21 protein-coding genes are annotated in these 21,357 nt (G+C 73.0%); 15 read left to right on the top strand and 6 right to left on the bottom strand.

The features are described from left to right. Positions 1 to 86 precede the first annotated feature (86 nt). Both MQN93_RS08195 and coaA read right to left on the bottom strand, forming a co-directional pair. Positions 87 to 1,016 carry a DUF389 domain-containing protein gene (locus MQN93_RS08195; RefSeq protein ID WP_242708924.1) on the bottom strand — a complete coding sequence of 310 codons (930 nt, stop codon included), beginning with the start codon at positions 1,014 to 1,016 and terminating at the stop codon, positions 87 to 89. A 21-nt stretch (positions 1,017 to 1,037) separates the two neighbouring features. Further along, positions 1,038 to 2,006 carry a type I pantothenate kinase gene (coaA, locus tag MQN93_RS08190; RefSeq protein WP_016434646.1) on the bottom strand — a complete coding sequence of 323 codons (969 nt, stop codon included), beginning with the start codon at positions 2,004 to 2,006 and terminating at the stop codon, positions 1,038 to 1,040. Between the two features lie 163 nt (positions 2,007 to 2,169). Between coaA and glmS the strand changes: the two genes are divergently transcribed. Both glmS and MQN93_RS08180 read left to right on the top strand, forming a co-directional pair. Beyond that, the gene (gene glmS, locus MQN93_RS08185) at positions 2,170 to 4,017 is read left to right on the top strand and encodes a glutamine--fructose-6-phosphate transaminase (isomerizing) (RefSeq protein WP_242708923.1); all 1,848 of its coding nucleotides are present in this window, start codon (positions 2,170 to 2,172) and stop codon (positions 4,015 to 4,017) included. A 35-nt stretch (positions 4,018 to 4,052) separates the two neighbouring features. After that, entirely contained in the window at positions 4,053 to 4,424 is a 372-nt protein-coding gene (locus MQN93_RS08180; RefSeq protein WP_242708922.1) for a holo-ACP synthase, read from the top strand. A 27-nt stretch (positions 4,425 to 4,451) separates the two neighbouring features. Here MQN93_RS08180 and MQN93_RS08175 read toward each other — a convergent pair whose 3' ends face one another. After that, entirely contained in the window at positions 4,452 to 4,901 is a 450-nt protein-coding gene (locus MQN93_RS08175; protein WP_242708921.1) for a hypothetical protein, read from the bottom strand. Between the two features lie 109 nt (positions 4,902 to 5,010). On the opposite strand from MQN93_RS08175, the gene MQN93_RS08170 reads away from it, so the two are divergent. From MQN93_RS08170 to MQN93_RS08150, 5 genes are all read left to right on the top strand, one after another. After that, positions 5,011 to 6,498, top strand: a complete 1,488-nt coding sequence (locus tag MQN93_RS08170) for an NAD(P)H-hydrate dehydratase (RefSeq protein ID WP_242708920.1) — start codon at positions 5,011 to 5,013, stop codon at positions 6,496 to 6,498. A 67-nt stretch (positions 6,499 to 6,565) separates the two neighbouring features. Continuing rightward, a complete protein-coding gene (gene alr / locus MQN93_RS08165) occupies positions 6,566 to 7,735 on the top strand; it encodes an alanine racemase (protein WP_242708919.1) in 1,170 nt (389 codons plus the stop codon). Positions 7,736 to 7,870: 135 nt separating this feature from the next. Continuing rightward, positions 7,871 to 9,112 carry an alpha/beta fold hydrolase gene (locus MQN93_RS08160; protein ID WP_242708918.1) on the top strand — a complete coding sequence of 414 codons (1,242 nt, stop codon included), beginning with the start codon at positions 7,871 to 7,873 and terminating at the stop codon, positions 9,110 to 9,112. Further along, entirely contained in the window at positions 9,078 to 9,590 is a 513-nt protein-coding gene (gene tsaE, locus MQN93_RS08155; protein WP_016434653.1) for a tRNA (adenosine(37)-N6)-threonylcarbamoyltransferase complex ATPase subunit type 1 TsaE, read from the top strand. The genes MQN93_RS08160 and tsaE overlap by 35 nt, the downstream gene beginning before the upstream one ends. A 182-nt stretch (positions 9,591 to 9,772) precedes the next feature. Further along, positions 9,773 to 9,949, top strand: coding sequence for a hypothetical protein (locus MQN93_RS08150; protein WP_016434654.1), 177 nt, complete (start codon positions 9,773 to 9,775; stop codon positions 9,947 to 9,949). Between the two features lie 23 nt (positions 9,950 to 9,972). Here the strand turns inward: MQN93_RS08150 and MQN93_RS08145 are convergent, their stop codons facing one another. After that, entirely contained in the window at positions 9,973 to 10,527 is a 555-nt protein-coding gene (locus tag MQN93_RS08145) for a hypothetical protein (protein WP_242708917.1), read from the bottom strand. Positions 10,528 to 10,640: 113 nt separating this feature from the next. On the opposite strand from MQN93_RS08145, the gene tsaB reads away from it, so the two are divergent. From tsaB to MQN93_RS08125, 4 genes are read left to right on the top strand one after another with little or no spacing between them, the layout of a single operon-like run. Beyond that, positions 10,641 to 11,297: a tRNA (adenosine(37)-N6)-threonylcarbamoyltransferase complex dimerization subunit type 1 TsaB gene (tsaB, locus tag MQN93_RS08140; RefSeq protein ID WP_242708916.1), complete on the top strand. Its 657-nt coding sequence runs from the start codon at positions 10,641 to 10,643 to the stop codon at positions 11,295 to 11,297. Continuing rightward, positions 11,294 to 11,803 carry a ribosomal protein S18-alanine N-acetyltransferase gene (gene rimI, locus MQN93_RS08135; RefSeq protein WP_242708915.1) on the top strand — a complete coding sequence of 170 codons (510 nt, stop codon included), beginning with the start codon at positions 11,294 to 11,296 and terminating at the stop codon, positions 11,801 to 11,803. The genes tsaB and rimI overlap by 4 nt, the downstream gene beginning before the upstream one ends. After that, positions 11,796 to 12,887: a tRNA (adenosine(37)-N6)-threonylcarbamoyltransferase complex transferase subunit TsaD gene (gene tsaD / locus MQN93_RS08130; RefSeq protein ID WP_016434658.1), complete on the top strand. Its 1,092-nt coding sequence runs from the start codon at positions 11,796 to 11,798 to the stop codon at positions 12,885 to 12,887. Before rimI ends, tsaD begins: the two co-directional genes overlap by 8 nt. Further along, positions 12,884 to 13,141: a hypothetical protein gene (locus MQN93_RS08125; RefSeq protein ID WP_242708914.1), complete on the top strand. Its 258-nt coding sequence runs from the start codon at positions 12,884 to 12,886 to the stop codon at positions 13,139 to 13,141. Before tsaD ends, MQN93_RS08125 begins: the two co-directional genes overlap by 4 nt. A 6-nt stretch (positions 13,142 to 13,147) precedes the next feature. Here the strand turns inward: MQN93_RS08125 and MQN93_RS08120 are convergent, their stop codons facing one another. Beyond that, on the bottom strand, positions 13,148 to 15,457 hold the full coding sequence (locus tag MQN93_RS08120) for a beta-xylosidase/alpha-l-arabinosidase (protein WP_242708913.1): 2,310 nt from the start codon (positions 15,455 to 15,457) through the stop codon (positions 13,148 to 13,150). 130 nt (positions 15,458 to 15,587) lie between these two features. On the opposite strand from MQN93_RS08120, the gene MQN93_RS08115 reads away from it, so the two are divergent. The 4 genes from MQN93_RS08115 (at position 15,588) to MQN93_RS08100 (ending at position 19,657) form a co-directional block, all read left to right on the top strand. Further along, positions 15,588 to 16,667: a LacI family DNA-binding transcriptional regulator gene (locus MQN93_RS08115; protein ID WP_037782245.1), complete on the top strand. Its 1,080-nt coding sequence runs from the start codon at positions 15,588 to 15,590 to the stop codon at positions 16,665 to 16,667. Positions 16,668 to 16,853: 186 nt separating this feature from the next. Beyond that, positions 16,854 to 17,846: an LCP family protein gene (locus MQN93_RS08110; RefSeq protein WP_443744610.1), complete on the top strand. Its 993-nt coding sequence runs from the start codon at positions 16,854 to 16,856 to the stop codon at positions 17,844 to 17,846. A gap of 141 nt (positions 17,847 to 17,987) precedes the next feature. After that, positions 17,988 to 18,344: a YciI family protein gene (locus tag MQN93_RS08105; RefSeq protein ID WP_016434663.1), complete on the top strand. Its 357-nt coding sequence runs from the start codon at positions 17,988 to 17,990 to the stop codon at positions 18,342 to 18,344. Positions 18,345 to 18,391: 47 nt separating this feature from the next. Next, the gene (locus tag MQN93_RS08100; RefSeq protein WP_242708911.1) at positions 18,392 to 19,657 is read left to right on the top strand and encodes an RNA polymerase sigma factor; all 1,266 of its coding nucleotides are present in this window, start codon (positions 18,392 to 18,394) and stop codon (positions 19,655 to 19,657) included. A gap of 463 nt (positions 19,658 to 20,120) precedes the next feature. Here the strand turns inward: MQN93_RS08100 and MQN93_RS08095 are convergent, their stop codons facing one another. Continuing rightward, complete coding sequence (locus tag MQN93_RS08095; protein WP_242708910.1) at positions 20,121 to 21,281, bottom strand: THUMP-like domain-containing protein; 1,161 nt, start codon at positions 21,279 to 21,281, stop codon at positions 20,121 to 20,123. Positions 21,282 to 21,357: the final 76 nt, after the last annotated feature.

Here is a 21,357-nt window from a genome sequence, read left to right as displayed (position 1 = left end):
TGGGGATCTGCCGGGTTCCGGGTGGGGCGAGTTGTTCGTTGCGGGGTGCGGGTGCGTTGTGGCTTGTCGCGCGGTTCCCCGCGCCCCTAGCGGTGCTGTCGTTGGCGTTTCCAGAGGATCTTCTGGGCGGCGAGTGTGGCGATTCCTGCCAGGACGATTCCCAGGAGGTTCAGCAGGAGTTGGTTGGTCGAGCCGATCGTCTGGGAGGTGTCGCCGTAGGCGAGGGCCACGGCGGCGTTGGCGGCGGCCGGGACCGTGGTCACCGAGATGGCGACTCCCACCAGAGCACCGGACTTGGCGGAGGTCAGTGAGAGGGTGCCCGCGATCCCGGCCAGGACGGCCACGATGAACGAGAAGGCGTCGGGCGCGTACACGAACGCCGTGTTGGGGCGCTTGCCTTCGAGGTCGGACTCGTGGAAGAGCCCGACGGCGTCCATGAACAGCGCGAAGCCGACCGTCACCAGCATCGCCCCTGCGAAGCCCACGAGCAGCGCGGTCAGCGAGCGGAGCGCGAGCCTCGGACGGCGCTGGACCACCGATGTGCAGATGCCCGCCAGCGGGCCGAACTCCGGGCCCACCGCCATCGCGCCCACGATCAGGATCGCGTTGTCGAGCACCACACCGCAGGCCGCGATCATCGTCGCGAGCGTGATGAAGGCGACGTAGGTGACCGAGAGGGTCGACTCCTCGTGGGTCGCGTCCGCCAGCCCCTCCCACAGGACCGCGTCCGCGCCCTCGCCCGGGGCCTCCTCCTCGGCCTTGTCGGCCCTGCGGGACAGGCTCAGGTCGATGTTCTCGACCGCGATCGAGCCCGTTCTGTCGAGGCCCAACGTCCGTAGCGCACCGATGAGTTCGTCGCCCGCCTCGCGGGCCACGTCGCACATCACCACGTCTCCGGCCGGGTTGCGGGCGGCTCCCGGCAGCACGACCAGGTGGGTCGTGCCGACCGTCTTCTCGATCAGGCGGACCACGTCGTCGGTTCGCCCGGCCGGCGTGATCAGGCGCAGATGCAGCATGGTTCTTTCTAGCAAGCCGCTCTAGAGCTTGCGCAGACGCACTCGTTGCACCTTGTGATCCGGGCCCTTGCGGACGACCAGGGTGGCGCGGCCGCGGGTGGGGGCGATGTTCTCGATCAGGTTGGGTTCGTTGATGGTGCGCCACAGGGTGCGGGCGTAGTCGAGGGCCTCCTCCTCGGAGACCTGGGTGTACTTCCTGAAGTAGGAGTCCGGGTTCTGGAAGGCGGTCTGGCGCAGCTTCTTGAAGCGGCTGAGGTACCAGCGCCTGATGTCCTCGGCGCTCGCGTCGACGTACACGCTGAAGTCGAAGTAGTCGGCGAGACCGACGCGGGTGCGGCCGTCCTTGCCGGGCAGGGCGGGCTGAAGGACGTTCAGGCCCTCGACGATGAGGATGTCGGGCCGGCGGACCGTGAGCCGCTGGTCCGGGACGATGTCGTAGATCAGGTGGGAGTAGACGGGCGCCGTCACCTCGTCCTTGCCGGCCTTGATGTCGGCGACGAAGCGGGTGAGGGCGCGGCGGTCGTAGGACTCGGGGAAACCCTTCCGCGACATCAGGCCGCGGGCCTGCAGTTCCTTGGTGGGCAGCAGGAAGCCGTCGGTGGTGACCCGTTCGACGCGGGGGTGTTCCGGCCAGCGGGAGAGCAGGGCCTGAAGGAGGCGGGCCACCGTGGACTTGCCCACGGCGACCGAGCCCGCGACGCCTATGACGAACGGGGTGCCGGACTGGGAGCCCTGTTCGCCGAGGAAGGTGTTCAGGGCGCCTCTGAGGCCGTCGGTGGCGCCGACGTAGAGATTGAGCAGCCGGGAGAGCGGGAGGTAGATGTCCCGCACCTCGTCGAGGTCGATCACGTCGCCGAGGCCACGCAGCTTCTCGACCTCCTCCGCGGTGAGCGGCAGCGGCGTCTTCTCACGCAGCGCGCTCCACTCGGCTCGGGTGAGGTCGACGTAGGGAGTCGCCTCCGGCCTGGGCCGGTGGGCGCTCCGGGGCATCGAGGAGACCGGAGAGATCACATTCCATTGTTAACGGAGTTTGAACGGTTCGGCGGGTGTGCTGTGTCACGTTCGCCGAATGCTGTCGTACGACGGTGGGAATTTCCGATTTCGGGCACGGGGTGCCGCTTTCGGGCGGGTGGTGAACCATAGGCTGCCCCGCATGTGCGGAATCGTGGGATACGTGGGGCCGCAGTCTGCGCTCGAGGTCGTCATGGCCGGGCTGACGCGGCTGGAGTACCGGGGCTACGACTCGGCGGGCGTGGCGGTGCTCGCGGACGGCGGGCTGGCGGCGGCCAAGCGGGCCGGGAAGCTCGTCAACCTGGAGAAGGAGCTCAAGGAGCGGCCGCTGCCGACGGGCACGACCGGGATCGGGCACACCCGGTGGGCCACGCACGGCGGACCGACGGACGCGAACGCCCACCCGCACCTGGACGACGCGGGACGGGTCGCCGTCGTGCACAACGGGATCATCGAGAACTTCGCGGCGCTGCGGGCCGAGCTGGCCGAGCGCGGTCACGCCCTCGCCTCCGAGACCGACACCGAGGTGGTCGCGCATCTGCTCGCCGAGGAGTTCTCCGCCACCGCCGACCTCGCGGAGGCCATGCGGCTGGTCTGCCGTCGGCTGCAGGGCGCGTTCACCCTGGTCGCGGTGCACGCCGACGAGCCGGACGTGGTGGTGGGCGCGCGGCGGAACTCGCCGCTGGTGGTCGGCGTCGGGGAGGGCGAGGCCTTTCTCGCCTCGGACGTCGCCGCGTTCATCGCCCACACCCGCTCGGCGCTCGAACTGGGCCAGGACCAGGTCGTCGAGCTGCGGCGGGAGTCCGTGACGGTGACCGGCTTCGACGGGCGTCCCGCCGAGGCGCGGCCGTACCACGTCGACTGGGACGCGTCGGCCGCGGAGAAGGGCGGCCACGACTACTTCATGCTGAAGGAGATCGCCGAGCAGCCCAAGGCGGTCGCCGACACCCTGCTCGGGCGCATCGACGCGGCGGGTTCGCTGACGCTGGACGAGGTGCGCATTCCCGCGCCGGTGCTGCGCGAGGTCGACAAGGTCGTCGTCGTGGCCTGCGGTACGGCCTTCCACGCCGGCATGATCGCCAAGTACGCCGTCGAGCACTGGACGCGGATCCCCTGCGAGGTGGAGCCGGCGAGCGAGTTCCGCTACCGGGACCCGATCCTCGGGCCGCGGTCGCTGGTGATCGCGATCTCCCAGTCCGGTGAGACCATGGACACCCTGATGGCGGTACGGCACGCCCGTGAGCAGGGCTCCCACGTCCTCGCGATCTGCAACACCAACGGCTCGACGATCCCGCGCGAGTCGGACGCCGTGCTCTACACGCACGCCGGGCCCGAGGTGGCCGTCGCCTCGACCAAGGCGTTTTTGACGCAGCTGGTCGCCTGCTATCTGGTCGCGCTGTACCTGGGGCAGGTGCGCGGCACCCAGTGGGGTGACGAGATCGGGGCCGTCGTCCGGGACCTGTCGGGGATCTCCGGCGCCGTCGAGCGGGTGCTCAAGACCATGGAGCCGGTACGGGCTCTGGCGCGTTCCCTGGCCGCCAAGAACACGGTGCTGTTCCTGGGGCGGCACGTCGGCCACCCGGTGGCCCTGGAGGGCGCGCTCAAGCTCAAGGAGCTCGCCTATATGCATGCCGAGGGGTTCGCGGCCGGCGAGCTGAAGCACGGGCCGATCGCGCTGATCGAGGACGACATGCCGGTGGTGGTGGTCGTGCCCTCGCCCCGCGGGCGGTCCGTGCTGCACGACAAGATCGTCTCCAACATCCAGGAGATCAGGGCCCGGGGAGCGCGCACGATCGTGATCGCGGAGGAGGGGGACGAGGCGGTCGTGCCGTACGCGGACCATCTGATCCGGATCCCGGCCACCCCGACGCTGCTGCAGCCGCTGGTGGCCACCGTGCCGCTCCAGGTGTTCGCCTGCGAGCTGGCGACGGCGCGCGGGAACGAGGTGGACCAGCCGCGCAATCTGGCCAAGTCGGTGACCGTGGAGTGAGGTTGCCCGTGGTGATCTCCTCGTAAGGTGCCGCCATGAGCATCATCGGCGTCGGGATCGACGTGGCGGAGATCGACCGGTTCGAGGCTTCCCTCGAGCGCACCCCCGGGATGGCGCAACGGCTGTTCGTGGAGCGCGAGTTGGTGCTGCCGGGCGGCGGGCGCCGGGGCATCGCCTCGCTCGCGGCGCGCTTCGCCGCCAAGGAGGCGCTGGCCAAGGCGCTCGGGGCGCCGGCCGGGCTGCTGTGGACGGATGCCGAGGTCTTCGTCGAGGACAGCGGGCAGCCGCGGCTGCGGGTGAAGGGGACGGTGGCGGCGCGGGCGGCGGAACTCGGGGTGCGGTCCTGGCATGTGTCGCTCAGTCATGACGCGGGGGTCGCCTCGGCCGTGGTGATCGCCGAGGGGTGAGCCCCGGCCGGGCACGATCTCGTGGGGCTACGGGCAGATCCAGCAGTACAGACGGTGGTTGCGGACGGCCGCCCGGTCCGCGAGGTCGGCGAGGGCGCGCAGGAAGCGGGACAGGTCGGCCGGGTCCGGCGGGCTCGGGAAGTCACCGGTCGACGCCCAGCCGACGGCCACGTCCTCCAGCAGCCGCCGGTCGAACGCGGCGAGCGCGTCACGGAAGCCGTCGGTGAGCGACACACCGACGGCCTCGCCGTCGCCCACCATCGCGATCAGCGCGCCGTGCCGCGGATCGGCCTTCACCTCGTCCGCCGCCCGGCCCGTTATCAGCGTCTCGGCCGGCAGCAGGTCGACCACCGGGTCGATGCCCTTCACCACCAGCTCGTCGTACCCCGTGCCCAGGGGCTCCCCGTCCTCGCGCACGACCGCGCGGACGGCGTGCTCGTCGTCGGTGGCGGCGTAATAGCCGTACAAGACTCCCATGCGCCGAGCATGGCAGCCGCCACTGACAATCGGCCCGTGCCGGCGAACGCGCAGGCCGCTGACGGGGCGGGGGTGCGGCCCGGGCCGGGGTCGGGAGAGACTCGACCCCATGCGTACTGCGTACAGCGTGGAGACGGTAAGGACGGCCGAGCGTGCGCTGATGGCGCGGCTTCCCGAGGGGGCGCTGATGCAGCGCGCCGCCGCCGGGCTCGCCGCCGCCTGCGCCGGGTTGCTCGGGCGGGTCTACGGCAGCAGGGTCGTGCTGCTCGTCGGCAGCGGGGACAACGGCGGTGACGCCCTGTACGCCGGTGCCCGCCTCGCCCGGCGGGGGGCGGGGGTCGCCGCTGTGCTGCTCGCGCCCGAACGGGCCCATGCCGCGGGGCTCGCGGCGCTGCTGAGGGCCGGCGGGCGGGTCGTCGGCGCGGGCGCGGACACGGTGGGCGGCGCCGCGGCCGCGGCCGGTGTCGGCGCCGTCGAGGAGGCGATCCTGCGGGCCGACCTCGTCGTCGACGGCATCGTGGGGATCGGCGGCAAGGGCGGACTGCGCCCGGACGCCGCGCAGTTGGCGGCCTGTGCCGCCGAGTCCCGCGCCGCCGTCGTGGCCGTCGACCTGCCCAGCGGGGTCGACGCCGACACCGGGGAGGTGCACGGGGACGCCGTACGGGCCGACCTGACCGTCACCTTCGGGACGCACAAGCCGGGGCTGCTGATCGACCCCGCGCGCGCGTACGCCGGGTCCGTGCGGCTCGTCGACATCGGGCTCGACGGTGAACTGCCCGACGAGGCCGCACTGGAGGCGTTGCAGCACGCGGACGTGGCCCGGCTGCTGCCGGTGCCGGGTGCCGAGAGCGACAAGTACCGGCGGGGGGTGGTGGGGATCGCCGCCGGGTCCGCCCGCTATCCCGGTGCCGCGGTGCTCGCCGTGTCCGGGGCGCTGCGGGGCGGGGCGGGAGCCGTGCGGTACGTCGGCCCCGCCGGGGACGCGGTGATCTCGCGGTTCCCCGAGACGCTGGTGTCGGACCGGGGGCCCAAACACGCCGGGCGGGTGCAGGCCTGGGTCGTGGGACCCGGCGCCGGGGACGACGCGTCCACCGTGGCCGAGGTGCTCGCCTGCGACGTGCCCGTCCTGGTCGACGCGGACGGGCTGCGCCTGGCCGATCGCGACGCGGTACGCGCGCGTACCGCACCGACCCTGATGACCCCTCACGCCGGGGAGGCCGCCGCGCTGCTGGGCGTCTCGCGGGAGACCGTCGAGGGGGCGCGGCTGACCTGGGTGCGCGAACTCGCCTCGCGGTACGGGGCGACCGTGCTCCTGAAGGGGTCCACCACGCTGATCGCCGACGCGCGCGGCGGTGCCGTACGGGTCAATGCCACCGGTACGCCCTGGCTGGCCACGGCCGGCAGCGGGGACGTGCTGTCGGGCCTGGCCGGGTCGCTGCTGGCGTCCGGTCTGTCCGCGCTGGACGCGGGCAGCGCGGCGGCGTATCTGCACGGGCTGGCGGGGCGTTACGCGGCCGACGGCGCACCGGCGGGGGCACACGACGTGGCGGCGGCGATCCCGGAGGCGTGGCGGGACGTACGGGACGCGGGGCACTGACGGGACACACGCCCCTCGGGGCTGGTGCCTCTGGGGTGTCGGACCCCTCTGAGACACTGGGTGCGCCATGACTGAGACAGCCACTGCCCCGACCGCGCCCCTGCGCGCCCGCGCCGAGATCGACCTGGGCGCCCTGCGCGCCAATGTGCGGGCCCTGCGCGCCCTGGCGCCGGACGCCGCCCTCATGGCCGTGGTCAAGTCCGACGGGTACGGCCACGGGGCGGTGCGGTGTGCCCGCGCGGCCGTCGAGGCGGGAGCCGCCTGGCTGGGGACCGCCACGCCCGAGGAGGCCCTCGCGCTGCGGGCCGCCGGGCTGCCCGGGCGCCTCATGTGCTGGCTGTGGACGCCGGGCGGCCCCTGGCAGGAGGCGATCGAGGCCGACATCGACGTGTCGGTGAGCGGCATGTGGGCCCTTGAGGAGGTCACGGACGCGGCCCGCCGCGCGGGCCGGCACGCGCGCGTGCAGCTCAAGGCCGACACAGGCCTCGGGCGCAACGGCTGCCAGCCGGGCGAGGACTGGGCCGAGCTGGTCGGGGCGGCGCTGCGCGCCGAGGCCGACGGCCTGATCCGGATCACCGGCCTGTGGTCGCACTTCGCGTGCGCCGACGAACCGGGCCACCCCTCCATCGCCCTCCAGCTCGCCCGCTTCCGGGAGATGCTCGCGTACGCCGAGGGCCGGGGCGTGCGGCCGGAGGTGCGGCACATCGCCAACTCGCCCGCCACGCTCACCCTCCCCGAGGCCCACTTCGACCTCGTACGGACCGGGATCGCGCTCTACGGGATCTCGCCGAGCCCCGAGATCGGCACCCCGGCCGACTTCGGGCTGCGCCCGGTGATGACCCTGTCCGCGGCCGTCGCGCTCGTGAAGCACGTCCCCGGGGGTCACGGCGTCAGCTACGGGCATCACTACGTCACCCCCGGCGAGACGACCCTCGGACTCGTGCCCGTCGGGTACGCCGACGGCATCCCGCGCCATGCCTCCGGCACCGGCCCGGTGCTGGTCGGCGGGAAGTGGCGGACCGTCGCGGGACGGGTCGCGATGGACCAGTTCGTCGTCGACCTCGGCGGGGACGAGCCCGCGGCCGGCACCGAGGCGGTGCTCTTCGGGCCCGGCGACCGCGGCGAGCCCACCGCCGAGGACTGGGCGCAGGCGGCGGGCACCATCGTCTACGAGATCGTCACCCGGATCGGAACACGCGTTCCCCGCGTCTACGTGAACGAGGAACAAAGCGGGTAACCGCCATGAGGGCGCGCCGGTCCGGCACGGGCGCGCCGGTCCGGGAGAAGCGCGGTGTCCGTCCGGCACAAGTGCAGCATCCGTAAGTCGAGCAACACCCAGCGAGAGCGGTAATCCGGCGAAGAGGAGCGGTACGTGAGCGAGAGCAGTGCGGGGGCCGTCGCAGCCGTCGCCTCCGCCACGGGGGCGGCCGGCAACTGGCGCAGGGCCACCGGGTTCGCCGGTGCCGCGATAGGTGTGGTGGCCGCGGGCGCGGCGGCCGGCGTGGCCATCGAGCGGCTGACCGTCGGCCGCGGCATGCGCCGGAAGGCCCGGCTGGCCCTCGACTCGGCGGGACCGTACGGATCGCTGCGCGGCGTGCCCGGCAAGGCCACGGCCGAGGACGGCACGGAGCTGTACTACGAGGTCGACGAGGTCGACCCCGAGGCCGTGCCCGCGCTCGGACCGCGCCGCCGGCGGCTGTTCGGGCGGAAGGCGCCCGCTCCCGTCACCGTCGTCTTCAGCCACGGCTACTGCCTCAGCCAGGACTCCTGGCACTTCCAGCGCGCGGCCCTGCGGGGTGTCGTACGGACCGTGCACTGGGACCAGCGCAGCCACGGGCGCTCCGGGCGGGGCGTGCAGCAGGTGCGCGACGGGGTGCCGGTCAGCATCGACCAGCTGGGGCGGGACCTGAAAGCCGTCATCGACGCCGCCGTGCCGACGGGCCCGATCGTGCTCGTCGGGCACTCCATGGGCGGGATGACGGTGATGGCGCTGGCCGACCAGTATCCGGAGCTCGTCCGCGACCGGGTCGTCGCGGTCGCCCTCGTCGGTACGTCGTCCGGGCGGCTCGGCGAGGTCAACTTCGGGCTGCCCGTCGCCGGCGTCAACGCGGTGCGTCGCGTCCTGCCCGGAGTGCTGAAGGCGCTGGGGCAGCAGGCCGCACTGGTGGAGAAGGGGCGCCGGGCGACCGCCGACCTGTTCGCCGGGGTCATCAAGCGGTATTCCTTCGCCTCCCGGGACGTCGACCCGGCGGTGGCGCGGTTCGCGGAGCGGATGATCGAGGGCACGCCGATCGACGTGGTCGCCGAGTTCTACCCGGCGTTCACCGACCACGACAAGACCGAGGCCCTGGAGCACTTCGCGGGACTGCCCGTGCTCGTACTGGCCGGGATCGGCGATCTCGTCACGCCCAGTGAGCACAGCGAGGCCATCGCCGACCTGCTGCCGGACGCGGAGCTGGTGCTGGTGCCGGACGCCGGGCATCTGGTCATGCTGGAACACCCGGAAGTGGTCACCGACCGGCTGGCGGACCTCCTCACCCGTGCGGGTGCCGTGCCCGCAGGGGCTACCGTGGGTGGCTATGGAAGCACCAGCAGCACCGCACAACCCGGTTGAGACCGAGCTGACCGTCACCTCCCCCGAGCAGATGCGGGACCTCGGCCGCCGCCTCGCCAAACTGCTGTGCGCCGGCGACCTCGTGATGCTCAACGGCGAGCTCGGCGCGGGCAAGACGACGCTCACACGCGGGCTCGGCGAGGGGCTCGGCGTCCGGGGCGCGGTGACCTCGCCGACCTTCGTGATCGCCCGGGTGCATCCGTCGCTGGGTGACGGCCCGCCGCTCGTGCACGTCGACGCGTACCGCCTGTCCGGCGGGCTCGACGAGATGGAGGACCTCGACCTCGACGTCTCGCTGCCCGACTCGGTGATCGTCGTGGAGTGGGGCGAGGGAAAGGTCGAGGAGCTGACCGAGGACCGGCTGAACGTCGTCATCCACCGGGCCGTGGGGGACACCACCGACGAGGTGCGCCACGTGACGGTGACCGGTCTCGGCGAGCGCTGGGCGGCGGTGGACCTGAGCGTGCTCACCGCCTGAGCGTGCCCTCTGCGTGAGCGTGCTCTCTGCCTGAGCGGGCCGGGCGGGCGGACAGATCCGTGAACGTTCCGACAAGACGTCGGCAAGCTGTTGCGTTCGACGTCTTGTGCGTGGTCACATGGTACCCAGCTTGTAGTTAGGTCTACCTAACTACGCCCGCCCCCGGTCCCCAGGAGGCGTCCATGCCGGCCACCGAGAGCAACGAGCAGCAGCACAAGCCCCACGCCGTCGCAGCCGGTGTGTCCATGCGCGAGCTGCTGGCGTCGTGCGCCGCGGCGCACGCGATCTCGACCCCGCCACGGCTGCCGGACCCCGGCCTGTGCGGCACGCCGGCCGAGCAGCACCGCGAAGCCGCCTGAGACAGGCCCTGGAGACAGGTGCCCTAGGGGATCACCGCGACCTGCGCCCCGATCGTCGCGAACGCCCACATCGCGTCGCCGTCCTCGCGGGACTCGCGGATGCCGCCCGTACGTACGGTGGAGTCGGCCGCGGCGGGCGCGTCGCCGACCGCCGCGCTGAAGCCGATGGCCACGCCGTCGACGGTGGCGAAGCGCACGACATGCTCGATGGGCACGCCGTCGGTGCCGATCACGGAGTTGGAGCGGGACGTGACCCGGTAGACGCCGGGAGCCGGGTCGACGGTGCCGGGCCTCGCCGTGAAGCTGCGGGTGACCTCGTTGCGCGAGCCCACCAGCCAGATGCGGTCGCTGCCCACCGAGTACACGACGCGTTCCCCGACCCCCGAACCGGCGGGCGGGACATTCGGGTTCGCCTTTCCGCCGGGCGCCTTGGAGGCGACGGCGGCCGGTGCGGCGCTCGTGTGCGCCTTGGTGAGGGCCGTCGGGACGGTGCCGTAGGCCTGGTAACCGAGGAAGCCGACCGTCGCGAGGGCGGCCGCGGTGAGCCCGAACACGATTCCGGAGCTGCTGCTTGGCACCGTCGCCCACCTGACCCATCACGTCGTACGTCCCATTTGCGGCGACCGTAGCAGCCTTCACCCGCCCGACCGGGGCGGCGATACCGCAGGCGCGGGAGCCGTAGGCTGTTTGCGTGCTCTTGCTCGCTCTGGATACCGCAACCCCAGCCGTCACCGTCGCCCTGCACGACGGCTCGGACGTCATCGCCTCCGCAGCCCAGGTGGACGCACGCCGGCACGGAGAGCTGCTGCTGCCGGCCGTCGACCGGGTGCTCGCCGAGGCCGGGCTCAGGCTCGACGCCGTCACCGGCATCGTCGTGGGCATCGGGCCCGGCCCCTACACCGGGCTGCGCGTCGGACTGATGACCGCGGACACCTTCGGGCTCGCGCTCGGTGTCCCCGTGCACGGCGTCTGCACGCTCGACGGTCTGGCGTACGCGGCCGACATCGAAAAAGGCCCGTTCGTCGTGGCGACCGACGCCCGGCGCAAGGAGGTCTACTGGGCGCGCTACGCCGACTCCCGCACGCGTGTGACGGACCCCGCCGTCGACCGGCCCGCCGACATCGCCGACCAGGTGGCCGGACTGCCGGCCGTCGGCGCGGGCGCGCTGCTGTACCCGGACACCTTCCCCCAGGCGCACGAGCCGGAGCACGTCTCGGCCGCGGCGCTGGCGGGCCTGGCCGCCGAGCGGCTGGCCGCGGGCGAGGAACTCCCCGCGCCCCGCCCGCTGTACCTGCGCCGGCCGGACGCGCAGGTCCCCAAGAACTACAAGGTGGTCACCCCCAAGTGACCGCACCCGTGACCGCTCGACTGCGCGAGATGCGCTGGTGGGACATCGATCCCGTGCTCGAACTGGAGAAGGACCTCTTCCCCGAGGACGCCTGGTCCCGGGGGATGTTCTGGTCCGAACTGGCCCATGCGCGCGGGCCCGGGGCGACGCGGCGCTATGTCGTCGCCGAGAGCAGCGATGGCACCTTGGTCGGATACGCGGGCGTCGCCGCCTCCGGAGACCTCGCCGACATCCAGACCATCGCCGTCGCCCGCGACCACTGGGGCACCGGGCTCGGCGGAACGCTGCTGACCGAGCTGCTGAAGGCCGCGACCGCCTTCGAGTGCGCCGAAGTGATGCTGGAGTGCCGGATCGACAACACCCGGGCCCAGAAGCTGTACGAGCGCTTCGGCTTCGAGGGCATCGGGTTCCGGCGCGGCTACTACCAGCCCGGCAACGTGGACGCCCTCGTCATGCGACTGACCGACCCCGCCACCTCCGTACAAGGAACCGAGATCAATGGCTGACGAACCGCTCGTCCTCGGCATCGAGACCTCCTGCGACGAGACCGGCGTCGGCATCGTCCGCGGCACCACCCTGCTGGCCGACGCCGTCGCGTCCAGCGTCGACGAGCACGCCCGCTTCGGCGGCGTCGTCCCGGAGGTCGCCTCGCGCGCCCATCTGGAGGCGATGGTGCCGACCATCGACCGTGCGCTGAAGGAGGCGGGGGTGAGCGCGCGCGATCTGGACGGCATCGCGGTCACCGCCGGTCCCGGCCTCGCCGGGGCCCTCCTGGTCGGCGTCTCGGCGGCGAAGGCGTACGCCTACGCGCTCGGCAAGCCGCTCTACGGCGTCAACCACCTGGCCTCCCACATCTGCGTGGACCAGCTGGAGCACGGCGCGCTGCCCGAGCCGACGATGGCGCTGCTGGTGTCCGGCGGGCACAGCTCCCTGCTGATGTCGACCGACATCACCTCGGACGTACGGCCGCTCGGCGCGACCATCGACGACGCGGCCGGCGAGGCCTTCGACAAGATCGCGCGCGTGCTGGACCTCGGCTTCCCCGGCGGCCCGGTCATCGACCGGTACGCGCGCGAGGGCGACCCGGAGGCGATCGCGTTCCCGCGCGGCCTGACCGGACCGCGGGACGCGCCGTACGACTTCTCCTTCTCCGGTCTGAAGACGGCCGTGGCCCGCTGGATCGAGGCCAAGCGGGCGGCGGGGGAGGAGGTGCCGGTGCGCGATGTGGCGGCGTCCTTCCAGGAGGCGGTCGTGGACGTGCTGACCCGCAAGGCCGTACGGGCCTGCAAGGACGAGGGCGTCGGGCATCTGATGATCGGCGGCGGCGTGGCCGCCAACTCGCGGCTGCGCGCGCTGGCGCAGGAGCGGTGCGAGGCGGCCGGCATCCAACTGCGCGTGCCGCGGCCGAAGTTGTGCACCGACAACGGCGCGATGGTGGCGGCGCTCGGCGCGGAGATGGTCGCGCGCAACCGGGCGGCGTCGAGTTGGGACCTGTCGGCGGACTCCTCGCTGCCGGTGACCGACACGCATGTGCCGGGGCACGGTCACGACCATGTGCACGAGGTCAGCAAGGAGAACCTCTACTCGTGACCGTCGCGCTGATGTGGGAGGCACGGGCGGCCGAGGGCCGCGGCGAGGAGCTGCTGGCCTGGGCGCGGGAGCAACGGCTCGCGGGTGAGCCGCTGCGCCGGGAGTTCTTCCGCGCCCCGCAGGACCGCGTCCTCGTCATCACCTGGTGGGACGCGGCCCACGACGCCGAGCTGCCCGAACTCCCCGAGCCGGACGGTGAGTTGGTCACTCGGGCAGTGCACCGGTGGCGGTTCGAATCCGTGGGGAGGGACTGACGGCGGTCATCCGGCCCCGGACACCTCCGTCTCGCACCGCAGCAGGCGGTCGGCGCCGAGCTCCCTGACCGGGCCCGTCAGCCGCAGGTGCGCCGCGTGCCGTACGTCCGCGCTGGACGCCGCCAGCCGTAGCTCCAGGGCGCCCGGTTCGACGACCCTGGTGCCCGTGCGGTCGGTGAAGGCGGACAGGTCGGCGTGGAAGCGGAAGGTGACACGGGCCGCCTCGCCCGGCTCCAGCTCAAGGCGCCGGTAGCCGATCAGACGGACGTCGGGACGGGTCACCGAGGCCACCGGGTCGTGCAGATAGAGCTGGACGACCTCGGCACCCGCTCGGTCACCGGTGTTGCGGACCGTCACCGCCACGTCGCACGAGCCGTCCGTGCCGATCTCGGCCGCCACCGGCTGCGACTCCCACGCGAACGTCGTGTACGAGCGCCCGTGCCCGAAGGCGTACAGCGGCGTCGGGTCGAGATTGCTGACGCCGCCCGCGAGGCCCAGCGGCGGCTGGAGATACGTCCACGGCTGGCCCCCCGGCAGCTGCGGCACGCTCACCGGCAGCCGGCCCGAGGGGTTCACCCGGCCCGACAGCACCCCCGCCACCGCGGGGCCGCCCTCCTCCCCGGGGAAGAAGGCCTGTACGACGGCGGCCAGCCGGCCGTGCCAGCGGCCCAGGGCGTAGGGGCGCCCGGTGAGCAGCACCAGGACGACGGGAACCCCGGTGGCGACCAAGGCGTCCAGCAGATCGCCCTGCACGCCCGGCAGCCTCAGGTCCGCCACGTCGCAGCCCTCGCCCGAGGTGCCCCGCCCGAACAGGCCCGCCCGGTCGCCCAGGACGGCCACGCACACATCCGCCTCGGCCGTGCGGGTCACCGCCTCCTCGAAGCCCGCCGGGTCGGGGTCGGACACCCCGCAGCCCTCGGTGAACGTCACCTTGGCGTCCGGGAGTTCGGTGCGCAGGGCGTCCAGCACGGTCGGGATGTCGATGCCCATCGGCACCTCCGGGTGCCGCGGCAGGACATGGGAGGGGAAGGAGTAGCAGCCGAGCATCGCCAGCGCGTCCGCCGCCCGCGGACCCACCACCGCGACACGGGTGTCGGGGGCGAGCGGCAGCACGCCGTCCGGGTTGTCCAGGAGCACCACCGACTCCTCGGCCAGCCGGCGGGCGAGCGCGCGGTTGGCCGCCGAGTCGAGGTCGATCCGCTCGGCCGGCTCCGGCTCCGGGTCCCAGTCCTCGTCCAGCAGCCCCAGCTCGCACTTCTGCAGCAGTACGCGGCGGGCCGCGCGGTCGATCAGCGACTCGGGCACGGTGCCCGCCCGCACCGCTTCGAGCAGCGGCTCCCCGTAGCAGTTCAGGGTCGGCAGCTCCACGTCGATGCCGGCCGCGAGCGCCGCGTGCGCGGCCTCGGCGGGGGAGCCGGCCACCCGGTGCAGCGCCTGGAGGAAGGCGACGCCGTAGTAGTCGGAGACGACCGTGCCGGTGAACCCCCACTGCTCACGCAGCAGTTCGGTCAGCAGCGCGGGGTCCGCGGAGGCGGGGATGCCGTCGGTGTCGTTGTAGGCGGCCATGACCGAGCGGGCGCCGCCCTCGCGCAGGGCCAGCTCGAAGGGCGGCAGGGTGATGTCCGCGAACTCGCGCACGCCCGCCCGCACGGGGGCGAGATTGCGGGCCCCCGCCGAGGAGGCGTACCCGGCGAAGTGCTTGAGCGTGGCCACGATCCCGGCGGACTCCAGGCCCCGCACATAGGCCGCGCCGATGGTGCCGACCAGATACGGGTCCTCGCCGATGGTCTCCTCGACCCGGCCCCAGCGCGGATCGCGGACGACGTCCAGGACGGGCGCGAGCCCCTGGTGGATGCCCGCGGCGCGCAGGTCGCCCCCGATGCGGCGGGCCATGTCCTCGACGAGACCGGGGTCGAAGGTGGCGCCCCAGGCCAGCGGCACCGGATACGCCGTGGCACCCCAGGCGGTGAAGCCGGCCAGGCACTCCTCGTGGGCGACGGCCGGGATGCCGAAGCGGCCCGCCGCGACGATACGGCGCTGGGCGCGGGCCAGTGCCTGCGCGCCCAGCGCCGGGTCGACGGGCGCGGTGCCGTAGGACCGGGTGAGCTGGCCGAGGCCGTGCGTGATCAGCTCGTTCCAGTCGTGGTCGGCGGTCATCTCGGACTGCAGAGGAGCGACGCCGTCGCCGTCCGTGGCGGCGCCCACCCAGACGCCGTAGAGCTGGGCGGTCTTCTCCTGAAGGGTCATCCGGGGGAGGAGGTCGTCGACGCGGGAGGCGGCGGGCAGGGCGGGGTCACGCCAGGGCGCGATGGACATGAAACTCCTGCTCTTGTCGAGTCGGGGCGAGGCCTCTCGCGAATGTTTCGATACTAAACTCGAATGTTCCGGGACGCTAGGGTGGGCCGCAGGGTTCGTCAAGAGGTCGCGCGGGGATACGATCGCCGCCATGACACCTCCGGAGCCCGTTGAAACACGGCCGACAACCCCGTCGACAGGCCGCTCGGCACAGACCGCGACGCTCGCCGAGATCGCCCGCGAGGCCGGCGTGTCCGCGCCGACTGTTTCGAAGGTCCTCAACGGCCGTGCGGACGTGGCCCCGGCCACCCGCAGACGGGTCGAGGAGCTGCTGCGCGCCTACGGCTACCGGCGCCGGCGGGCGGAGGCCAGCCGATCCCCCCTGCTCGACCTGGTCTTCCACGAGCTGGAGAGCGCCTGGGCGATGGAGGTCATCCGGGGCGTGGAGAACGTGGCCCGGGACGTCGGGCTGAGTGTGGTGCTGAGCGAGAGCGCCGGGCGGCTGACCCCCGGCCGCACCTGGGCCGACCAGGTCGCCGCCCGCCGCCCGCACGGCGTGATCCTGGTGCTGTCCGGCCTCGACGAGTCCCAGCGCGCCCTGCTGACCAGCCGCTCCATCCCCTTCGTGGTGATGGACCCGGCCGGCGACCCCGGTGTCGACGTGCCCTCGATCGGCGCGACCAACTGGCAGGGCGGGCTCGCCGCCACCCGGCACCTGGTCGACCTCGGCCACACCCGCATCGGCGCCATCACGGGGCCGGAACGCATGATGTGCAGCCGGGCCCGGATCGACGGCTACCGGGCCGCCCTGGAGACCGCGGGCCTGCCGGTCGACCCGTCCCTCGTCGTGACCGGCGACTTCCACCACGAGGCCGGCTACCGGCAGGGCCTGGAGCTGCTGCGCCGCCCGGACCGGCCCACCGCCGTCTTCGCCCTCAACGACCTGCAGGCGCTCGGCCTGTACGAGGCCGCGCGGGAGCTGGGGCTGCGCATCCCGGAGGACCTGAGCGTCGTCGGCTTCGACGATCTGCCGGTCGCCCGCTGGGTGGGCCCGCCGCTGACGACGGTGCGGCAGCCGCTGATGGAGATGGCCGAGGCGGCCGCCAAGCTGGTGCTCGACCTGGGCCGGGAGGACCAGCCGCCGATGGCGACGCGGGTGGAGCTGGCCACGAGTCTGGTGGTGCGGGCCAGCACCGGGGCGCCCCCGCACACCTCCGAAGCCAGTCGTTAACCCAGTCGAAACTTTCGAACGACACGGTGCGACCCCGACTCCGGGCCGAACGTGAGAATTTCCGAAGAAAACCGCCTCACGTCCCTCTCGCTAACAATCCCCTAATAATTCGGACTTACGTTCCTGCCCGTGACGGGACACGACGAGAACGGCGACGCGGGCAGACCGAGGGGCCGGCGGTCGACCGTGCTGAAGGCCGCCGGCCTCACGATGGCGGGCCTGCTGGTGCTGGGTGCCGGCACCGCGGGCTGGGCGTACTGGCACCTCAACCACAACATCAAGAGCGTCGACATCGACAGCGCGCTCGGCGACAACCGCCCACCGCGGCCGACGCCGACCCCCACCACCTCCGCCCCTGCCTCCCCGCTGCCCACCGGCTCCCTGAACATCCTGGTCCTGGGCTCGGACTCGCGCAGCGGCAAGGAGAACAAGGAGCTCGGCGGGGGCTCCAGCTCCGGCGCCCGCTCGGACACGGCGATGGTGGTGCACATCGACGCGGGCCGCACACACGCCACCGTCGTGAGCATCCCGCGCGACACCCTGGTCACGCGCCCCTCCTGCCCGCTGAAGTCGGGCGGTTCGACGGCACCGGCGTACAACGCGATGTTCAACAGCGCGTACTCCGTGGGCGGGGCGGTGTGCGCGGTCAAGACGGTCGAGTCGATCACAAGCGTCCGCATGGACCACTACGTCGAGATCGACTTCTCGGGCTTCGCGCGGCTGGTGGACGCGCTCGGCGGGGTCACCGTGACGCTCGACCAGGACATCGACGACGACGACAGCCATCTGCACATCACGGCCGGCACCCACCGGCTCGGCGGCGCGCAGGCCCTGGCGCTGGCCCGCACCCGGCACGGCATAGGCGACGGCAGCGACCTCGGCCGGATAGGGCTGCAGCAGAAGCTGGTGAAGGCCCTGCTCGAACAGATCTCCTCGGCCGGCCTGTTCGGCGACCCCGCGCGGCTCTACACGGTCGCCGAGGCGGTGACCAGCAGCCTGACCACCGACACCGGCCTGGACTCGCTGGCCGAACTGGTGGAGCTCGGCCGCAGCCTGAAGGGCCTGTCCGCGGACGACGTCAAGACGGTGATGATGCCCGTGGTGCCCGCCCCCTCGGACCCCAACCGGGTGGTGGCGAAGGAACCGGCGGCGGACGACCTGTGGGCGTCGCTGCGCTGAACCGGCGGACATCGCTGAACCGGCGGACATCCCGAAGAAGTCCCGAAGAAGCCCGGTGCGCCTGTCGATCCGGGCGCATCCCGTTCGACGCACTGGTGAGAGGCCGGAACGGACCGGCCCGCGAACGAACGAGGAGTCACCATGCCGCGCTACCTGTCGGTCATCCGCATCGACGAGACCACCGCGCCCCCGGAGGGCCCGAGCCCTCAGCTGATGGAGCGCATGGGCGAGCTGATCGAGGAGATCACCAAGGCCGGGGTGATGCTCGACAACGCCGGGCTGACCCCGCAGAGCCAGGGCAAGCGGGTCCACTGGGAGGGCGGGGAGCTGTCCGTCACCGACGGGCCGTTCACCGAGTCCAAGGAGGTCATCGGCGGCTACTCCATCACCCAGTGCAAGGACATGGACGAGGCGCTGGAGTGGACCAAGCGGTTCGTGAAGGTGCACGAGGAGTTCTGGACCGTGACGTGCGAGGTCCGGGAGATCGCGGAGGGCTGAGCGCCTTTCCTTGGCTGCGGGCCGGGAGAGGTGTCGAATGGAGGGCTGTGAGCACACAGCCCTCCGCCGGCGCCGATCCCCGCCATGCCATCGAGACGGTCTTCCGCATCGAGTCGCCCCGGATCATCGCCGGCCTCACCCGCGTCGTCCGTGACGTGGGCATCGCCGAGGAACTCGCCCAGGACGCGCTGGTCGCCGCCCTGGAGCAGTGGCCGCGGGACGGTGTGCCGGACAACCCGGGCGCCTGGCTCATGGCCACCGCCCGGCACCGCGCCGTCGATCTGATCCGGCGCCGCGAGAACTACGCCCGCAAGCTCGCGGAGATCGGCCGCAGCCTGGAGACCGCGGCCCCGCCCGAGGAGATCGCCGACCCCGACGACATCGACGACGACCTGCTCCGGCTGGTCTTCACCGCCTGCCACCCGGTGCTGTCCGCCGAGGCGCGTATCGCCCTCACCCTGCGGCTGCTCGGCGGTCTGACGACGGCCGAGATCGCCCGTGCGTTCCTGGTCCCCGAGCCGACGGTGGCCCAGCGCATCGTCCGCGCGAAGAAGACCCTCGCCACCAGGAACATCGCCTTCGAGGTGCCCTACGGCCCCGAACGCGAGGCCCGGCTCGGCTCGGTGCTCGACGTCATCTACCTGATCTTCAACGAGGGGTACGCCGCCACGGCCGGCGACGACTGGCTGCGCCCGGCCCTGTGCGAGGACGCGCTCCGGCTGGCCCGGCTGCTGGCAGGGCTGATGCCCAAAGAGCCCGAAGTGCACGCCCTGGCCGCCCTGTTGGAGTTCCAGGCGTCCCGCGCGGCGGCCCGCACCGGCCCGGACGGCGAGCCCGTGCTCCTGAAGGACCAGGACCGGCGGCGCTGGAACCGCATGCTCGTCGCCCGCGGCATCACCGCTCTCCACCACGCCGAGGCCACCGCGACCGGCGCCCCGGGCCCGTACGCCCTCCAGGCCGCCATCGCCGCCTGCCACGCGCACGCGTACACCTACGAGGAGACCGACTGGACGAGCATCGCGACGCTCTACGGCCTGCTCGCCGCCCGCGCGCCCTCCCCGGTCGTCGAACTCAACAGAGCGGTCGCCGTGTCGATGACCGAAGGCCCGGCCGCAGGCCTCGCCCTCGTCGACGCCCTCGCCTCCGAACCCGCCCTGCGCACCTACCACTTGCTCCCCAGCGTCCGCGGCGACCTGCTCGCCCGCCTCGGACGCACCACGGAGGCCCGCAAGGAGTTCGCCCGAGCAGCGTCCCTCACCCGCAACGCCCGCGAACGCCAGCTGCTGCTGCGCCGGGCGGATCAGACGGGCTGACCGACGCCACGCTCCGCGCTCCCGCCGCTGCCCGTCGACGCCCTCGCCGCGAACGGGCCATGCGGGGCTACCGCGAACGCCAGCTGCTGCTGCGTCGCCGGGCCGGTCAGACGGGGTGACCGACGAGCATGGCCGGCGCTCCCGCCGCTGCCCGTCGACGTCCTCGCCGCGATCCGGCCCTGCGGGGCTACCGCGAACGCCAGCTGCTGCTGCGTCGCCGGGCCGGTCAGACGGGGTGACCGACGAGCATGGCCGGCGCTCCCGCCGCTGCCCGTCGACGTCCTCGCCGCGATCCGGCCCTGCGGGGCTACCGCGAACGCCAGCTGCTGCTGCGTCGCCGGGCCGGTCAGACGGGGTGACCGACGAGCATGGCCGGCGCTCCCGCCGCTGCCCGTCGACGTCCTCGCCGCGATCCGGCCCTGCAGGCCTACCGTGAACGGCAGCTGCTGCTCCGCCGTGCCGGTCAGACGGGCTGACCGACGAGCATCGTCGGTGCTCCCGTCACCCTGGTCATGAAGACCGTCGCGGAGTTGGGTCCCTGGGGCTTCACCTTGCGCCGTAGCTCCTCCGGGTCGACGGCCGACCCGCGCTTCTTCACGGTGAGCGTCCCCACCGCGCGCTCCCGCAGCAGCGCCTTCAACCTCTTGACGTTGAAGGGGAGTTGGTCGGTGATCTCGTACGCCGTCGCATACGGGGTCGTACGGCGCTCGTCCGCGGTGACGTAGGCGATGGTGGGATCGATCAGCCCGCCGTCCAGTTCCTCGGCCACCTCGGCGACCAGATGGGCGCGGATGACGGCGCCGTCGGGCTCGTACAGGTAACGCCCGACGGGCCGGACCCCGGGGTCGGGCAGCCCCCGTCCGAGCAGGGTGCGCGGCCCGGGCAGCAGGGTGGCGCGTACGGCGCCCGGCCGCGTCCCGAACCACAGCACCGCCTCCTTCACCTCCCCGCCGTCCGAGATCCACTCGGCCTCCGCCTCCCCGGGCACCGCCTCGTGGGGGATGCCCGGCGCCACCTTCAGCGCGGCGTGCGGCGCGCTGCGGGCCGCCTCCACGGCCCACGACAGGGGCGGTGAATAGGCCTCGGGGTCGAAGATCCGGCCGCGTCCGCCCCGCCGGGCCGGGTCCACGAACACGGCGTCGTACCCGCCCGTGTCCACCTCGGTGACGTCCGCCTCGCGCACCTCGATCAGCCCGCCCAGGCCCAGCGCCTCGGCGTTGGCCCGGGCCGCGGCCGCCGTCAGAGGGTCCCGGTCCACGGCGAGCACGCGGATGCCCGCCCGCGCGAGCGCGATCGCGTCCCCGCCGATCCCGCAGCACAGGTCGGCGACGGAGGCCACCCCCAGCTCCGTCAGCCGCCGCGCGCGATACGTCGCCACGCTCGCCCGCGTCGACTGCTCCACGCCGTTCGGCGTGAAGAACATTTGCCCCGCGTCCTCGGCGCCGAACTTCGCCGCCGCCCGCTGCCGCAGCCGCGCCTGCCCGATCGCCGCCGACACCAGTTCGGCGGGGTGCTCACGGCGCAGCCGGGTGGCGACGGCCAGCTCGTCGGCGGGGGACACGCCGCGCACCTCGTCGAGGAGGGCGCGGCCTTCGGGGGTCAGGAGGGGGGCGAGGTCGTTCACCGGGTCATTGTGGGCCAGTCGGTGGATGGTGCGCCGCGAGCCGCGGTGTCGGGCCGGGATCAGGGCCCCGGCCTGC

This window comes from Streptomyces spinosisporus (genome assembly GCF_022698145.1).
Lineage (GTDB): Bacteria > Actinomycetota > Actinomycetes > Streptomycetales > Streptomycetaceae > Streptomyces > Streptomyces spinosisporus.
This window is presented reverse-complemented; position numbering and strand designations above follow the sequence as displayed.

Coding starts and splice junctions, on each gene's coding strand:
- MQN93_RS08195 (WP_242708924.1), bottom strand. CDS start 1,016: ATGCTGCATCTGCGCCTGATCACGCCGGCCGGGCGAACCGACGACGTG.
- coaA (WP_016434646.1), bottom strand. CDS start 2,006: ATGCCCCGGAGCGCCCACCGGCCCAGGCCGGAGGCGACTCCCTACGTC.
- glmS (WP_242708923.1), top strand. CDS start 2,170: ATGTGCGGAATCGTGGGATACGTGGGGCCGCAGTCTGCGCTCGAGGTC.
- MQN93_RS08180 (WP_242708922.1), top strand. CDS start 4,053: ATGAGCATCATCGGCGTCGGGATCGACGTGGCGGAGATCGACCGGTTC.
- MQN93_RS08175 (WP_242708921.1), bottom strand. CDS start 4,901: ATGGGAGTCTTGTACGGCTATTACGCCGCCACCGACGACGAGCACGCC.
- MQN93_RS08170 (WP_242708920.1), top strand. CDS start 5,011: ATGCGTACTGCGTACAGCGTGGAGACGGTAAGGACGGCCGAGCGTGCG.
- alr (WP_242708919.1), top strand. CDS start 6,566: ATGACTGAGACAGCCACTGCCCCGACCGCGCCCCTGCGCGCCCGCGCC.
- tsaE (WP_016434653.1), top strand. CDS start 9,078: ATGGAAGCACCAGCAGCACCGCACAACCCGGTTGAGACCGAGCTGACC.
- MQN93_RS08150 (WP_016434654.1), top strand. CDS start 9,773: ATGCCGGCCACCGAGAGCAACGAGCAGCAGCACAAGCCCCACGCCGTC.
- tsaD (WP_016434658.1), top strand. CDS start 11,796: ATGGCTGACGAACCGCTCGTCCTCGGCATCGAGACCTCCTGCGACGAG.
- MQN93_RS08120 (WP_242708913.1), bottom strand. CDS start 15,457: ATGTCCATCGCGCCCTGGCGTGACCCCGCCCTGCCCGCCGCCTCCCGC.
- MQN93_RS08115 (WP_037782245.1), top strand. CDS start 15,588: ATGACACCTCCGGAGCCCGTTGAAACACGGCCGACAACCCCGTCGACA.
- MQN93_RS08105 (WP_016434663.1), top strand. CDS start 17,988: ATGCCGCGCTACCTGTCGGTCATCCGCATCGACGAGACCACCGCGCCC.